Genomic DNA, 15,164 nt, shown 5'->3' on the forward strand with positions numbered 1-15,164 from the left:
CGACGGCACAGCACCCCACCGTCGAAGCGGCGCACGCCAGGAGAGCCGCCGTCGTCACCGAGCGACGGGGCCCTGCCCGAGGGCGATCGAGGTCGCCCGGGTCGCACCGGCCGAGACCGTCGCCGTCGCTCACCACCCACCAGTCCTGGCGCCGCAAGGCGGCTGGGTCACTCGGCGGGGACGTCGGGCGGGATCCGCTTCGGCCCGGCCTCGGCCGGCCGCGGCCGGTCCTGTGGGTGCAGCCGGACGGCGATGAGAGCCACGTCGTCGTCTGGTGTGCCCGGGAGCATGCGGGCGAGGACCGTGTCGCACAGCTCGTCGAGGTCTGAGCCGGCGAGTTCGACCAGGACTGCCCGCAGCTGTGCGGTGCCGGTGTCGAGGTCCTGGTCTCGACGCTCGACCAGCCCGTCGGTGTACAGCAGGAGGACGCTGTCCCGCCCGACCTCGACCTGCGACTCCCGTCGCGCGGTGGACGGGTCGACGCCCAGCATCAGGTCAGCGCGGTCGTGGGCCAGGGTCTCCACGCGCCCGTCTGGATGGATCACCATCGGTGGCGGATGCCCGGCGTTGGACCAGCGCACCCGGGTCGTGCCGGCTCCCCGTTCCTGGTCCGTCTGCTCCAGCCTGGCGACCGCAGCGGTGGCCAGGATGTGTGACTGCAGGGTCTCCATCACCTGGTCGGCCTGGCTCAGCACCGTGGCAGGTCCGTCGTGGTCATGGGCGCCCAGGGTGCGCACGATGGTGCGCAGCTGCCCCATCGCCGCCGCCGCCTCAGTGTCGTGGCCGGCGACGTCCCCGATGGCGAGCACCACCGCCCCGTCGGGTTGGAGGAACGCGTCATAGAAGTCCCCACCGACCTGCGCGGCCTGGGAAGCCGGCACGTAACGCACCACGATCTGCCCGTGGTCGGGCTGCGGGGGTGCGGTGAGCAGGGACCGCTGCAGTCCCTCGGCCACGTCACGCTGCTGCCGGTACAGCCGGGCGTTGTCCAGCACCAGACCGGCGCGGTCGGCGATGTTCCGCGCGGTGACCAGGTCCTCGGGGGCGAACGCGCCACGGGCGGTGCCGTTGGCCAGGGTGAGCAGCCCCACCGGGCCGTCGCGCCCGGGCAACGGCAGGACGGCGACGGCCTCGGGGGCCAGGTCGGCGAGCAGGTCACGCACCGGGCCGGCAGTGATCATCGGCAGCACCTGCGCGGTCGCACCGGAGTCGACGAGCTGCATCTGCCCGCTGGTCAGCGCGCGGACGAGGACGGAGTCGTCATCCAGCGAGCTCGACCACGCCTCGGCGTAGGCGGAGGTGGTGTCCCGACGATCGGGGTCGGTGTGCCAGCACGCCGCCGTGCGCATCCCGCGACGGGAGCCGGCGGCCCGGTCGTCCTCGCTGCTGGTCACGATGCACCAGTCGGCGACCGCTGGGACGACCAGTTGCGCCAGCCGCTGCGCGGCGTCGTCGCCGTCCAGGGTCGCCGACAGGTCCTCGGTGATGCGGGACAGCAGCTGCTCCCGGGCAGCCACCTGCTCGGCCTGCTGCTGGGCCACCACGCGGGAGGTGATGTCGACGAAGTGCAGCACCAGGCCCGACGGGCTGGGCACCGCTCTCACCTCCACCCAGATGTTCAGCGGTCTGGGGTAGTGGGCATCGAAGACGACCGGCTGTCCGGTGGCCGCGGCGGTCCGGTAGTTCCGGTCGAAGACGCTCCCCACCCCGGCGGGGAACACCTCCCACATGTTCTGACCGAGCATCTGCCGCCGCGGGAGGCCGAGGATGCGCTCGGCCTCACGATTGACGTGGGTCATCACCCAGTCGGTGTCCAGTGCGATGAACCCGACAGCCATCTCGTCCACGATCTGCGCCGCCCGCTCCTGCGGCTCGCGGGTCGAGGTGCTGTCGTGCACCACGCCGACCAGCCGCCGACCCGACTCCCCGTCGTCACCGACCACCTCGCCGCGGGCGGCGACCCACCGGTGCGAGCCGTCGGCCAGGGCGATGCGGTACTCCGCTTCGTACGTGCCGCCGGCCTCGACGGCGTGCCGCACCCGGGCGACGACGTCGTCGACGTCGTCGGGGTGGACGTGGGCGTAGACGTCATCCGGGCGACCGGAGAACGAGGCCCGGTCCATCCCCGACAGCTCCAGCAGGCGGTCGTCGACGGTCAGTGCACCGGAACCCAGGTCCAAGGCGAAGGTGCCCACCTGTCCGGCGTCCAGAGCCAGCGTCCACACCGACCGGTCGGCGTCCTGCTCCGCCCGGAGCTCCCGCGCCTCGGCCGCGGCCACCGCGGTGCGGTGCTGGGCCTGGCGCAGCTGCAGCTCCGAGCTGCACGCCCCGGCCAGGTCGGTGAGCACCGCCAGGTCCTCATCCGTCCAGGTACGTGGCTCGCTGTCGATGGCGCACAACGACCCCACGACCACACCGTCGGCGTCGGTCAGCGGGATCCCGGCGTAGGCGATGACGTGGAGGTCGGGGATCGCCAGGTTGTCCGCGACCAGCGGGTCGATGCGAGCGTCGGCGATCACCAGCGGCTCGCCCGATCGGACCACGTGCTGGCAGAACGAGTGGCTCAGCGGAGTGCATCGCGTCGATTGCCACGGTTCGGGCAGCCCGATCGCTCCGGGGAACACCTGCTCGTGCGCCGACACCATCGTGACCAGCGAGACCGGCACGCCCAGCTGCCGGCGGACCAGCCGGGCGAACCGCTCGAACGCCGGATCAGATGCCGCAGGCAGGGAGGAGGTCAGAGGCAGCGAGCCGGTCACGCGTCCCCTTCGCGGGCGGACACCCATCAGCCGACGTCCCGTTCACTTGGCTGTGACGTTACCGGCACGATCAAGCCGCTGGACCGTCGGTCAGCAGGGGACTGGCCGAGGGCTCCGTGGTCCTGGGTGGCGGCCGTTTGCGCTTTCGGCCTCATGGACGGCGGTGCTGGGCCCGCCGTCCATGACCTCAGGCGGCGGTGTCCACGGTCACGTAGGCCCACACGTGCTTGCGGTCTGCCGTGACCGACCAGCCGTAGTCACCGCACAGTCGAGAGATGAGGTGCAGGCCGAGGCCACCGAAGGCCGGGTCCCGGTCCACCGCCGGGGTCGGCGCATGGTCAGGCGCGGCGTCGGTGACGTCGATCAGCCAGCCGTTGCCTGCGGCAGTGACCGCTGCCTGAACCGGCGGCTGCCCGTGTCTGAAGCCATTGGACGCGAGTTCCTCGTAGGCCAGCAGCAGGCACTCGACGTCCTCGGCGATGTCACCCGGTGGCACGCCCGCGCCCAGGACATTGGCTCGAAGGTCCATCCGCGAGCGGGTCAGGTCGGCGACCTGGTGCAGGTCCCAGGCCCACGGCGGTAGTTGATCTCGGAGAGGATCCGGGAGTGCTCGTTCCGACCAGACCGGTGCATCCATGTGTCCACGCGCTCCAGATCCCACGACGTGGTGGGAGTTCATCCGACGAGAGAGCCAGTCCAAGCTCCCCGAGCCGTAGGCTTGACTCATCGGCTGCTCGCCGTCGGTAGCTGCGACGTTACGCCTTTCTGCTCTGGGTGGCCCGCCGCATCGGATCGACCACCGGTCACTCGGACCCATCCAGAACGCCGACGCGGTCCCCGACTCCATGAGAGGGCAGAACCGTGCCGGCGCATCCGGCATGCCGACCTCCGTACCGCGTCGCGGAGTCCAGCCCGGGCCACCAGCAGTCCAGCCGTCGCCGACAGGCTGAGGAAGGACACCGCAGCCAGGTCGAAGTCCACCGCCGGCGCTCTCATCCGCGAGTCGGGCCGGACGGCGGCGGGCGCGCTGCCGCCCGCACCCCCAGGCTCCCCGCCCCAGGGCCCGGGCACAGGGGGCACTCGTCCTGCCTGCCTGGGACGTTGGCCCCTGCCCGGCGGCGCTGCGGGCCGTGATCGTCGACCCCACAACGCCCCACCGTCGAAACGGAGAACGCCATGAAGGCCGCCGTCGTCACCGAGCTCGGTGCCCCCCTCCAGGTGCAGGACGTGCCCGTCCCGCAGCCGGGGCCGGGGCAGGTGCTGGTCCGGATGGAGGCCAGCGGGCTCTGCCACACCGACATCCACGCCGCCCGCGGGGACTGGCCGGTCAAGCCCACTCCCCCGTTCATCCCCGGGCACGAGGGCATCGGCGTCGTGGAGGAGGTCGGCGCGGGCGTGACCTCTCGGGCCATCGGTGACCGCGTCGCGATCGCCTGGCTGGGGTCGGCCTGCGGGCACTGCCGGCACTGCATCGGCGGCTGGGAGACCCTGTGCGAGTCCCAGCAGAACTCCGGCTACTCCGTCGACGGGGCGCTGGCCGAGTACGCCGTCGTCGCCGCCGACTTCGCCACCCCCGTCCCCGAGGGTGTCTCCAGCCTCGACGCCGCGCCGTTGACCTGCGCCGGCGTCACCACCTACAAGGCGATCAAGGTCGCCGGCGTCGCGCCGGCCGAGACCGTCGCCGTCTTCGGCATCGGCGGACTCGGACACCTGGCCCTGCAGTACGCCCGGATCGCCGGCGGCTTCGTCATCGCCGTCGACGTCCAGGACGACAAGCTGCAGATGGCCCGCGAGCTCGGCGCCGACGAGGTCGTCAACGCCGCCACCACCGACCCCGTCGCCGCGATCCAGGCCCTCGGCGGCGCCGACGTCGCCGTCGCCCTCGCCGCCGCACCGGCCTCCTTCGACCAGGCCTATCGGTCGCTGCGGCGCGGCGGCCGGCTGGTCTGCGTGGCCCTGCCGGCCGACGGCACCATGCAGCTGCCCATCTTCGACACCGTGCTCGCCGGCAAGTCCGTCATCGGCTCCATCGTCGGCACCCGCAACGACCTCGCCGACGTCTTCGCCCTGCACGCCGCCGGCCGCACGACGGTCGTCACCGCCGACCGCAAGCTCGACGACGTCAACGAGGCGATGGCCGACGTGCTCTCCGGGCACGTCCCCGCCCGCATCGTCTTCCAGTTCTGACCCGCGGCTCCCCCGCCGGGCGCCGTCGGGCGCCGGTCAGTCGCTCAGCAGTCGGCGCACGGATGCCCGGACCGACCACCGGGCCACCCGCAGTGGGACGGCGGCCGCCGCGACCGCCAGGTGGGCACCCCACCGCAGCAGGTCGCCGTACTCGGCCGGGGGCGCGTGCCGGGTCGGCGCAGGCGGGGGTGCCGGGGACGACGCGGGGGCGGCAGCGGGCGCCGGGGCAGCCGGCCGTTCGGGGACGAGCAGGTCGAACGCCGTCCGCCGCCGCGGGTCCCGGAGGGAGGCGAACGACGGGATCGTCGGCGCGTCCGGCGACTCCTCCTCGACCGGCTCGGGCAGGGGCTGGACCTGCTCCTGCGCGGCGCGGCCGGAGCCGGTGGACGGTTCGGGCACGACGGCGCGGATCGCGGCGATCGACCCGGGACCCAGTCCGGCGATCCCGGCCAGCTCCGACCGCGTGAGCGCCGCCAGGTCGGCGACGCTGTCGACCCCCGCCCGGTTGAGCGCGGTCACCGCCCGGGGAGGCAGGCCCAGCTCGCGGACGGTGCTCCCGGGCACATCGCGCGATGACCTGTTCGACATGGGCCCAACGTATCGCCCACACCTCCCGAGGGCGGCGGCACGGCAGGCGGGACCCCGCCACAGCGGGGGTTCGTCTCCGGATCGCCGTCCGGGCGGTGTCCTGTCACCCTGTCCCGGTGACCCGGGTCGAGCGCGAGACCGTCCAGCGGACCGCGAGCGTGCGGTCCTACGCCGGCCACTCCGTGCACGCCGCACCGGGGGTGCACGAGTACGCGGTGACCCTGGTGCAGGCCGCCCTCCCGCAGGGCGGCCGGGTGCTGGAGGTCGGGGCCGGGTGCGGCGCGCTGGCGCTGCGGCTGAGGGACGCCGGCTTCGACGTGGTGCCGACCGACCTCGAGCCGCCGCACGACTGGATCACCCGGCTGGACCTGGACCACCCCGAGCTGACCGAGGAGACCCGGGGTCCCTTCGACATCGTCGTCTGCGTCGAGACGCTGGAGCACGTGGAGAACCCGCGGCAGGTGCTCCGGTCGATCCGGTCGATGCTGCGGGTCGGGGACCGGCTGCTGGTCAGCACCCCGAACGTCACGCACCCGCACTCGCTGCTGAAGACGGTGCTGCGGGGCGCGCCGGTGTTCTTCGGGCCCGGGCACTACTACCAGCCCGGACACATCACCCTGCTCCCCGACTGGATGCTGACCGAGCACGTCCGGCAGGCCGGGTTCGACCAGCTGGAGGTCCGGACCGCCGGCTCGATGGAGTACCACGGGCTCCGCCGCCTGGCCCACCGGGTGGAGCTGGCCCTCCTCCGGCTCGTCGGACTCCGGGCGCACCCCGCGGACGGCGAGGGCGTCTGCGTGTTCGTCACCGCGGTCGCCGTCTGACGTCCCGGGGGGTCGGCCGGGCGCCGGCTGGCTGCTGTCCCAGGCCCGTGGCGCACCCGGACGCAGACCCGTAACACCGCCGACCTCCGGGTGAGACGCCCGGCCGCGATCCTCGGCCGGTGACCCTCACCGACCTCGGCTCCGAGAACCCGCTCCAGGCCTTCGACGGCCTCCTGGGCGCCGGGCGGGTGATCCCCGGCGGGACGGAGGCCAGCGCCTACCTGCGCGACTTCTCCTGGTACTCCCCCGTCCTGGAGAACGCGCTCGCCGACACCACGGTGGACGCGGTCCTCCGGCCGACGTCGGTCGAGGAGCTGCGCGCCTGCGTGGCCACCGCCGCCCGGCTCGGCGTGCCAGTGACCGTCCGCGGCGCCGGCACCGGCAACTACGGGCAGTCGCTGCCGCTGCAGCGCGGGGTGGTCATCGACGTCCGCGACGTCGCCGGCGTCCTGGAGGTCGCCCCCGGCCGGGTCTCCGTGCTCCCCGGCACGGTGGTGAAGGACGCCGAGGACGCCGCGCTGGCCACCGGGCAGGAGCTGGCGGTCATGCCCAGCACCTACCGGATCTCCACCACCTCCGGGTTCGTCTCCGGCGGCTCGGGCGGCATCGGCGCCGCCGCGAACGGTGACCTGTGGGACGACAACATCCTGGCGGTCGAGCTGCTCACCGTGGAGGAGGAGCCACGCACGGTGCGGCTCGAGGGCGACGACGTCCGGCCGGTGCTGCACACCTACGGCACGATCGGCGTGCTCACCCGCGTGGAGATGCGCCTGGTCCCCGCACACGACTACACGCCGGTGATCGTCGCCTTCCGGGACTTCCCGACCCTGGCCGCCTTCGCCTTCGACCTGGTCGCCGGTGACCTGCACGTCCGGCTCTGCTCGGTGCACGAGGCGGCCGGTGCGGCGATGCTGACCCCGATCGCCTCGCTCTACGAGGCCGGTGAGGACGTCGCCCTGCTCTGGGTGGACAGCGGCGACGTCCCCGCCCTCCGGGACCGGGTGGCCGCAGCGGGCGGTCGGGCGATCGACTGGACCGCCAAGCCGCACATCAGCCAGTTCCCGTTCAGCCACACCATCCTGTGGGCCCGCAAGGCCGAGCCGACGTCGTCCTGGCTGCAGTGCGAGTACGCCAGCGACCGGGCCGGGTTCCTGACCCAGGTCGCCGCGCTGCGCGACCGGTACCCCGGGGTGTTCCTCCAGCACGTGGAGTTCGCGACCTCCGCCGGGCGCACCCGGCCGCTGGGCATCACCCCGCTGGTCGGCCTCGGCGACCACGAGGAGTCGCTGGAGGAGCTGATCACGTTCTGCCGTGACCTCGGGCTGATCGTGATGAACCCGCACAGCTACGTGGTGGAGGAGGGCGGCTTCGTCGGGGACACCGCACAGGTGGTGGCGCTGAAGACCTCCTGCGACCCGTTCGGCCTGCTCAACCCGGGCAAGCTCGGCGACAGCTTCTTCACCTCCCGGGGGCTCACCCCGCCGAGCACCCGGGCGGCCGCGACGCGCCGCGGCCGGTGAGGCCCGGGTCGGCGCACCCACGGGGGGTGCGCCGGCCCGCTCAGGCTGCCGGCGGGGTGGGGTCGAACCGCGCCACCTCGGCCAGCGCCTCCCCCAGGTAGGCCAGCATCCCCTCGACCCGCTCGGCCCCGGCTTCGGCGGTGGCCCCGCTGGCGTCCCCGATCACCCCGGCCGGGCCGAAGTCGTCGGAGGACCAGCCGAAGGAGACCGAGCCGCCGAACCGGACGTGCCGGTAGCCGGCCAGGTGTTCGGGCACCCAGCGGCCGGCCTGCGTCATGTCCACCAGGTCCGGTCGCAGGTGCAGCATCACCGACGTCTCGTCGAAGCCACCGTGCACGCCCATCCCGAGCTCGCCGGCCGGGCTCTGCCCGCCCTGGTCGGCCGGTAGCCGCGGGTGCACGGTGAAGGTGCGCAGCCCGGTCTCCAGCCGGATGTCCCGGGCGGCGACCTGCAGCAGCGCGGAGTTGCCGCCGTGGCCGTTGAGGAACACCAGCCGGCGGGCCGGCGTCATGGCGACGCTGCGGCCCAGGTCGTGCAGCACCGCGGTGAGGGTGGCCGCCGACAGCCAGAAGGTGCCGGCCGACCAGGCGTGCTCGTTGGACTTGGTGTACGCCAGCGGCGGCAGCAGCCACAGGTCGAGCTCGTCGCCGAACCGCGCCACCGCGCGCTCGGCCAGCGACGCGGCGGTGATCAGGTCGGTGGCGACGGGCAGGTGCGGGCCGTGCTGCTCGATCGCGCCGACGGGCAGCACGAGCACGCTGTCCGGGCCGAGGGAGTCGCGGAGGACGGGGGCGGTGAGCTCGGTGAGCAGGCGGACGGTCACGGCCGCACGGTAGGGACGCCGCGTTGCCGCCGTGTGTCGCAGCGGCGACGGCCGGAACCTGACCGGAACACCGGCCTGCCAGGGTCGGCCCGTGCTGAGCGTGCGAGGAGCAGTGGCGGTCGTGACCGGCGCCGGGGACGAGGTCCCCGCCGACGTGGTGTGCGGGGACGACGGTCGGGTCACCTCGTTGGAGGCCGCCGCGGACGCCGAGGTGCTCGACGCGTCGGGCTGCGTCGTCACCCCCGGCCTGGTCAACGCCCACCACCACCTGCTGCAGACCGCGTTCCGCACGCTGCCGGGCACCCGCGGCGTCCCGATGGCGCAGTGGCTGCCGACCATGGCCGCCGGTTACGCCGCCGTCGGGGTGGACGACGAGCTGGTCCACGCGGCGGCCGCGGCCGGGCTCGCCGAGGCGCTGCTGTGCGGGGTGACCACCGTCGCCGACCACCACCTCACCTGGCCCGCGCGCACCGACGACGGGGTGGGCCTGGCCTCCGCTGCGGCGACCGCCGCCCGTGAGCTGGGCGCTCGCCTGGTCTTCGTCCGCGGCAGCGCCCGGGACGACCCGGAGACCGCGGCCGCCTCCGCCGCAGCGATCGCCGCCGCGCTCGTGCCGCACGGCGGGGTGACCGACGACGGGGTGCTGCAGGTCGCCGTCGGCCCCGCGGGCGTGCACAGCGACGGGGAGCGGACCTTCGCCCTGCTGGCGGAGGTGGCGGCGGCGCACGGGCTGCGGCGGCGCACCCAGGCCAACGAGCAGGTCGACGTGGTGGTCGCCCAGGAGCGCCACGGCCGCCGCCCGCTCCAACTGCTCGACGAGTGGGGCTGGCTGGCGCCGGACGTGACCCTGGCCCACCTCTGCGGCATCACCGACACCGAGGTCACCCGGCTGGCCGCCGCCGGGGTGACCGCCACCCACGCGCCGGGCTGCGACCTCCCGATGGGCTGGGGCGTGGCGCCGATGACGGCGCTGGCCGACGCCGGGGTGCCGGTCGGGCTGGGCACCAGCGGCGGTGGGTCCAACGACGCCGGCCACCTGCTGGCCGACGCCCGGCTGGCGCTGCAGGTGGCGCCGCTGGCCGGCCGCCCGGTCAGCGCCCGCGAGGTGCTGGGGTGGGCCACCCGCGGCTCCGCCGACGGGCTGGGCCGGGCCGACCTCGGCCGGCTGGCCGTCGGCGCCCGCGCCGACCTGGTCTGCTGGGACGTCACCGGGGTCGCCGACGCCGGGGTGGCCGACCCGGTGGCCGGGCTGCTGTGGGCCTCCCCCGGCCGGCGGCCCCGGCACGTGGTCGTCGGCGGCCGGGTGGTGGTGCGCGACGGGGTGCTGCAGACCGTGCCCGAGGACGACGTCAGCGCCCGGCTGCGGGACCTGCTCACCGCCCGGCGGCCCCGGTGAGCGGGCCGCTGTCCGGCGCCGTGTTGGACCACGTCGGCACTGAGGAGCCCGACATCGACGCCCGGGTGGCGTTCCTCGTCGACGTCCTCGGCTTCCGGGTGCTGCGCTGGGGCACCCACGTGCTCACCGGCCTGCGGATCGCGATGGTCGCCGATCCGCAGGGCACCAAGCTGGAGCTGATGGAGGTCACCGAGCGGACCGGGGAGCTGGACCACGTGGCCTACCGGGTCCCCGACGTGGACGCCGCGCACGCCGTCCTGCTGGCCGCCGGCTGCACCGAGCTGCGGGCGCCGTTCGAGATCCCGGCGGCGCAGGCCCGCTCGTCGCTGCTGCACGAGGCGGCCGGGCACCAGCTCCAGCTGATCGCCTACCGCCCCGGCTCCCCGGACCTCGCCGTCCCCACCTGTCCCTGACGGCGCCACCACCCTCCAACCACCACAATGGCCATCCCGGTGGCTGGCTCGGCGGAACACGGGCGTCACGACCCGGCAACGTCCGGCAGGGATCGTCCGCCCGTGACCCGTCTGCTCGTGCACAACGCCGTCCTGCTCACCCTCGACCCCGACCGTCCCGACCCCTTCCGCGGCTGGTTCACCGTCGGCGACGACGGCCGGCTCACCGCCGTCGAGCCCGGCGACCCGCCGGTGGAGCTGCTCGCCGGGCTGACCGGGGACCAGGTACTGGACGGCGGCGGGGCGCTGGTCGGCCCCGGCTTCGTCTCCGCGCACAGCCACCTGTTCACGTCCGGCTTCCGCGGGATCGCCAAGGACGAGTCGCTGTACGGCTGGCTGGAGCAGATGCTCGGCTACACCGCCGCGGCGACCACCGAGGACGTCTACTGGATGACCCGGCACGGCGCCCAGGACTTCCTGCGCAACGGGATCACCACCGCCTTCGACTTCACCGACACCGGGCTGACCTTCGAGAAGGAGTCCGCCGGCGTCTCCCGGTACGGCACCGAGCTGCCCGACACCGCCTACCAGCACGCCCAGCTGCGCGGGAAGGTCGACGCCGGCCTGCGGCACGTGCACAGCGTGATGCTGGCCCAGGGGGACGTCGCGCCGGCCCTCGCCCTGGCCCAGCTGGACGAGGTGGTGGCTGCGGCCTCGACGGTCGACCCGTCGCTGCACCTCGGCGTCGCGCTCAGCGGCACCGTGCAGTGGGCCGACGCCCCCGCGGCCGCCGCGCTGGAGGTGGCGGCGATGCGCCGGCACGGGCTGCTCAACCAGCCGCACTTCCTGGAGACGCCGTACGAGGTCGAGCTGCAGCGGTCCAAGTTCGCCTGGTACGCCGACGCCGGCGCGCTGGGGCCGGACCTGGTGTTCGGGCACTTCATCCAGACCAGCGACGAGATCATCGCCGCGGCGGCCGCCGCCGGCTGCGGGATGAGCTGGCAGCCGATGAGCAACGGCCGGCTGGCCTCCGGGGTGGCGCGCATCCCGCGGATCCGGGAGCTCGGGATGCGGGTCGGGATGGGGCTGGACGACCAGTCGTGCACCGACGTCAGCGACCCGTTCGCCAACCTGCGCACCGGGCTGGCGCTGATCCGGGCCACCCACCAGGACCCCGCCGCGCTCCCGGTGCGGGACGTGCTGGAGCTGCACACCCGCGGCTCGGCCGAGGTGCTCGGGATCGACGACCGGGTGGGCACGCTGCGGGTGGGCCGCTACGCGGACTTCCTGGTGGTCGACCCACGGGACCCGGACACCGGGCCGGTCTGGGACACCTACGGCACCTACGTGCTCGCCTGCTCGCTGCGCAACCTCAAGCAGGTCTGGGTCGGTGGCCGGCTGGTCGCCGAGGGCACCCGGCTGGCCGACCCGGACGCCGGAGAGGTGTCCGACCAGCTGCACGAGCGGATGGCCCGGCTGCGTCACGAGGTCGACGGCCCCGCCTCCTGACCCCGGACGCGCGCCGGCGCCGGCAGCCTCGAGGAGGCTGCCGGCGCCGGGCCCGTCGTCAGGAGCCGATCGACGTGTCGATGAACTCGTTGGTCGCGATGTCCTCGGGGGTGAGGCCCTCGGCCGGCGGGGTGCCCTGCTCGGTGAAGATCGGCGTGGTCTGCTCGATCAGCGTCTGCAGCCGCTCGGTGTCGAAGTTGCCGTGCGTGTCGTCCGGGCCGTTGCCGACCAGCTCCAGCTCGGCCATCGTCTGCACGCCGTACTCGGCCACCTCCATCGAGTACTGCCAGCCGGTGTCGTACTGCTCGACCAGCTCGACGATCAGCTCGTTGGCCGTCGCGGGGTCGGCGACGTAGTCCAGGTCGGCCTGCTGCATGACCGGGATGAGCTCGGTGAAACAGCCCGACAGGTCCTCCAGCTGGTCCGCGCGCGCCGACAGCGAGGAGGCGTAGACCTCGAAGCCGGCGTCGTGGATCAGCTGGTACTCCACCGGCTTGCCCCAGGCATCGACCTCGTCCTCGTAGATGAACGGCTCGGCGCTGGCGTAGCCCTGCTGGGCGTCCTCGCCACCGGCGGCGACGAAGGCCGCCGGGGTGCCGTCGTAGCTGCCGTCCAGCTGCTCCTCGCTGAGGATGCCCGCGCCGGTCAGGTAGTCCATGTACGCGGAACCCTCGAAGTACCGGACGGTCGCACCGGCCTCCCCGAGGTCGGCGATGCTGGTGACGTCGGGGTACGCCTCCGGGTCCCACATGATCATCTGCGGGGAGATGTCCAGCTGGGCCAGCACGCCGACGGTCGGCTGGGTGTCCGAGAGCTGGATCGCCTCGTCGGTGTCGACGTAGCCGAGGGTGATCGCGTCGTCGGAGTACATCTGCGCGCTGACCGCCTGGAAGCCGATCGCCGGCCCACCCGAACGGATCTCGACATTGACACCGGTGCTGTCGCCGGCGCTGTCCACCAGCGTGCCGCTGACCGACTTGGCGCCGGCGTCGATCTCGGGGTCCTCCCCGAGCAGCTGGTAGATGCCGCCGTGCTCGGCCTCGGGGTTCCAGTCCGTCTGGATGACCACCGTGTCCGGGCAGCCGGCGGCGGCCAGGTCGGTGCTCCCGACCTCCCCGGCCGGGGCCGCGCCGGCGGAGTCCTCGCTCTCGCCGCCGCAGGCGGTCAGTCCGAGGGCGGCGATGCTGATGGCCGCGAGGCCGATCGTGGTCCGGGTCCTGCGCACGCGATCTCCTAGGTCAGAGCGGACGACGTCCCGGGTCGGGGCGTCGCAGGTCACGGCGCCGCGGGGAGGCGGCGTCGACGGGTGGGGGTGTGGGGAGGCGGCCGGCCTCAGCCGGCGTCGCGCGCCTGGTCGTACCAGCGGCCGACGGCGAGCTTCCCGAGCCAGCCGAACAGCAGGAAGACGGCGATGCCCAGGCCCGCGGCGACCAGGATCGAGGCGAACAGCTCCGCGCCCTGCAGCCGGGAGCGGAAGTTGTCCAGCACGATGCCCAGCCCCGGGGTGCCCTGCTTGAAGAAGATGTCGCCGACGATCGCGCCGACCACCGAGAGCCCGGCGGAGATCCGGAACCCGGCGAACACCGCCGGCATCGCGGCCGGGAACTGCAGCTTGACCAGCCGGGTGAACCGGCCGGCGCCGTGCAGGTCGAACAGCTCGTGCATGCCCCGGTCGACCGACTGCAGGCCGAAGAGCGTGTTGGAGACGATCGGGAACAGCGCGATCAGCACGCAGACGATGACCCGGGAGAGGAACCCGAAGCCGAACCAGAAGCCGATCAGCGGCACCAGCGCCAGGATCGGGATGCACTGCAGGGCGACCGCGTAGGGGAACAGCGACCGCTCGGCGGCCTTGGCCTGGCTCATCAGCACCGCCCAGGCAATGCCGATGGCGATCGCGATCGCCAGCCCGGTGAAGGACACGACGACCGTGTTCCACAGCGCCTCGCCGATCCGCGCCATGGTGGGGCCGTCGAGGAACGCCTCGGTGACCACGTCCTGCGGGGGCGGCATGAGGAAGCGGCGATCGGGGTCGAGCACCAGGTAGGTGATCGCGTACCAGATGCCGAGCAGCACGAGGAGGACCCCGACCGGCAGCAGCGCGTTGGCCAGGGACGTGCGGCGGCGGCGGACCAGCGGCGCGGCGCCACCCCCGGACAGCACCCCCTCGGACGACGTCGCCGGGGGCGTCTGCACGGTGCTGCTCACGCCGGTCTCCTCGGTGCTGGTCGGGCGGTGGTCGACGGCGGTCACGAGTGGCCTGCCCGCAGCGCGTGCGAGACCTGGCCGGCGAGCGCGGCGAACTCCGGGGTGAACCGGAGCTCCGGGGTGCGGTCGGGCCCGAACGGCACGTCGAAGGAGTCGACGATGTGGCCGGGCCGGCCGCTCATCACCAGCACCCGGGTGGACAGGTAGACCGCCTCGCTCACCGAGTGGGTGATGAACAGCGCCCCGAAGCCCTTGCTGGTGAAGAGCCGGATCAGCTCGTCGTTGAGGCGCTCGCGGGTGATCTCGTCCAGGGCGCCGAACGGCTCGTCGAAGAGGAAGAGGTCGGGGTCCAGGGTGAGCGAGCGGGCCAGGGAGGCGCGCATCTTCATCCCGCCGGACAGTGCCCGGGGCAGCTTCTTCTCGTGGCCCTTCAGGCCGACCAGGTCGATGGCGTCCCGGGAGGCCTGGTTGGTGGCGGTCGAGCTCATCCCGTGCAGCTCGGCGAGCAGCTGCACGTTCTTCAGCACCGTCCGCCAGGGCAGCAGGGTGGCGTCCTGGAAGACGTAGCCGATCCGCTCGGCGTCCATCTGCACCGTGCCCGAGGTCGCCGGGGACAGCCCTGAGGCGATCCGCAGCAGCGTGCTCTTGCCGCAGCCGGACGGGCCGACGACCGTGACGAACTCGCCGCGCCGGACGTCGAGGTCGACCCCTTCCAGGGCGACCGTGCCGTCGGGGAAGGCCTTCGCGACGTCACGGAAGTGCAGCACCCGGGTGCCGGCAGTGGGGCCGCCGGTGGCCGGGGCACGGGTGGCCGCGGCACCGATCGACGGGGCGCTGGTCGACAAGGCGCTCAAGGGGCTGCTCCGGAGGGCTCGGGGGCGGCCTGACGGCCGGCCCGGGGTGCGACCAGGCCACCCTCCGTGCCCCGTGTTTCCGGCGCGTGTGCCGGTCGTGAACG

Annotated in this window: 13 protein-coding genes; 6 read left to right on the plus strand and 7 right to left on the minus strand. The window is 73.7% G+C overall.

From position 1 onward, the window contains the following. Positions 1-167: 167 nt before the first annotated feature. A complete protein-coding gene (locus tag O2V61_RS17485; RefSeq protein ID WP_269184544.1) occupies positions 168-2,759 on the minus strand; it encodes a SpoIIE family protein phosphatase in 2,592 nt (863 codons plus the stop codon). Between the two features lie 187 nt (positions 2,760-2,946). Then, positions 2,947-3,288, minus strand: a complete 342-nt coding sequence (locus tag O2V61_RS17490; RefSeq protein ID WP_269184545.1) for an ATP-binding protein — start codon at positions 3,286-3,288, stop codon at positions 2,947-2,949. 647 nt (positions 3,289-3,935) lie between these two features. On the opposite strand from O2V61_RS17490, the gene adhP reads away from it, so the two are divergent. After that, positions 3,936-4,946 (plus strand): alcohol dehydrogenase AdhP, encoded by a 1,011-nt coding sequence (gene adhP, locus O2V61_RS17495; RefSeq protein WP_269184546.1) that lies wholly within the window; start codon positions 3,936-3,938, stop codon positions 4,944-4,946. Between the two features lie 36 nt (positions 4,947-4,982). Here the strand turns inward: adhP and O2V61_RS17500 are convergent, their stop codons facing one another. Continuing rightward, the gene (locus O2V61_RS17500) at positions 4,983-5,534 is read right to left on the minus strand and encodes a DNA-directed RNA polymerase subunit alpha C-terminal domain-containing protein (protein ID WP_269184547.1); all 552 of its coding nucleotides are present in this window, start codon (positions 5,532-5,534) and stop codon (positions 4,983-4,985) included. A 116-nt stretch (positions 5,535-5,650) separates the two neighbouring features. Here O2V61_RS17500 and O2V61_RS17505 point away from each other — a divergent pair, with 116 nt between their 5' ends. Together O2V61_RS17505 and O2V61_RS17510 are read left to right on the plus strand one after the other, a co-directional pair. Next, the gene (locus O2V61_RS17505; RefSeq protein ID WP_269184548.1) at positions 5,651-6,358 is read left to right on the plus strand and encodes a class I SAM-dependent methyltransferase; all 708 of its coding nucleotides are present in this window, start codon (positions 5,651-5,653) and stop codon (positions 6,356-6,358) included. Between the two features lie 119 nt (positions 6,359-6,477). Then, the gene (locus tag O2V61_RS17510; protein ID WP_269184549.1) at positions 6,478-7,878 is read left to right on the plus strand and encodes an FAD-binding oxidoreductase; all 1,401 of its coding nucleotides are present in this window, start codon (positions 6,478-6,480) and stop codon (positions 7,876-7,878) included. Between the two features lie 40 nt (positions 7,879-7,918). Here O2V61_RS17510 and O2V61_RS17515 read toward each other — a convergent pair whose 3' ends face one another. Next, positions 7,919-8,701, minus strand: a complete 783-nt coding sequence (locus O2V61_RS17515) for a creatininase family protein (RefSeq protein WP_269184550.1) — start codon at positions 8,699-8,701, stop codon at positions 7,919-7,921. A gap of 112 nt (positions 8,702-8,813) precedes the next feature. On the opposite strand from O2V61_RS17515, the gene O2V61_RS17520 reads away from it, so the two are divergent. The 3 genes from O2V61_RS17520 (at position 8,814) to O2V61_RS17530 (ending at position 11,998) form a co-directional block, all read left to right on the plus strand. Beyond that, on the plus strand, positions 8,814-10,097 hold the full coding sequence (locus O2V61_RS17520; protein WP_269184551.1) for an amidohydrolase family protein: 1,284 nt from the start codon (positions 8,814-8,816) through the stop codon (positions 10,095-10,097). Then, complete coding sequence (locus O2V61_RS17525) at positions 10,094-10,510, plus strand: VOC family protein (RefSeq protein ID WP_269184552.1); 417 nt, start codon at positions 10,094-10,096, stop codon at positions 10,508-10,510. Before O2V61_RS17520 ends, O2V61_RS17525 begins: the two co-directional genes overlap by 4 nt. A 102-nt stretch (positions 10,511-10,612) precedes the next feature. Next, on the plus strand, positions 10,613-11,998 hold the full coding sequence (locus O2V61_RS17530) for an amidohydrolase family protein (RefSeq protein WP_269184553.1): 1,386 nt from the start codon (positions 10,613-10,615) through the stop codon (positions 11,996-11,998). Positions 11,999-12,056: 58 nt separating this feature from the next. On the opposite strand, the gene O2V61_RS17535 is transcribed toward O2V61_RS17530, so the two are convergent. From O2V61_RS17535 to O2V61_RS17545, 3 genes are all read right to left on the minus strand, one after another. Then, a complete protein-coding gene (locus tag O2V61_RS17535) occupies positions 12,057-13,223 on the minus strand; it encodes an ABC transporter substrate-binding protein (RefSeq protein WP_269184554.1) in 1,167 nt (388 codons plus the stop codon). Positions 13,224-13,330: 107 nt separating this feature from the next. Beyond that, complete coding sequence (locus tag O2V61_RS17540; protein ID WP_269184555.1) at positions 13,331-14,206, minus strand: ABC transporter permease; 876 nt, start codon at positions 14,204-14,206, stop codon at positions 13,331-13,333. A gap of 41 nt (positions 14,207-14,247) precedes the next feature. Beyond that, entirely contained in the window at positions 14,248-15,060 is an 813-nt protein-coding gene (locus tag O2V61_RS17545) for an ABC transporter ATP-binding protein (RefSeq protein WP_269184556.1), read from the minus strand. Positions 15,061-15,164: the final 104 nt, after the last annotated feature.

The sequence above is a fragment of the Modestobacter sp. VKM Ac-2985 genome (genome assembly GCF_026967925.1).
In the GTDB taxonomy this organism is placed as follows: Bacteria; Actinomycetota; Actinomycetes; order Mycobacteriales; family Geodermatophilaceae; genus Modestobacter.

What these genes read in the sequence shown, in the direction of transcription:
- O2V61_RS17490 (WP_269184545.1), bottom strand. Translation starts at nt 3,288, where the DNA reads ATGGACCTTCGAGCCAATGTCCTGGGCGCGGGCGTGCCACCGGGTGAC.
- adhP (WP_269184546.1), top strand. Translation starts at nt 3,936, where the DNA reads ATGAAGGCCGCCGTCGTCACCGAGCTCGGTGCCCCCCTCCAGGTGCAG.
- O2V61_RS17500 (WP_269184547.1), bottom strand. Translation starts at nt 5,534, where the DNA reads ATGTCGAACAGGTCATCGCGCGATGTGCCCGGGAGCACCGTCCGCGAG.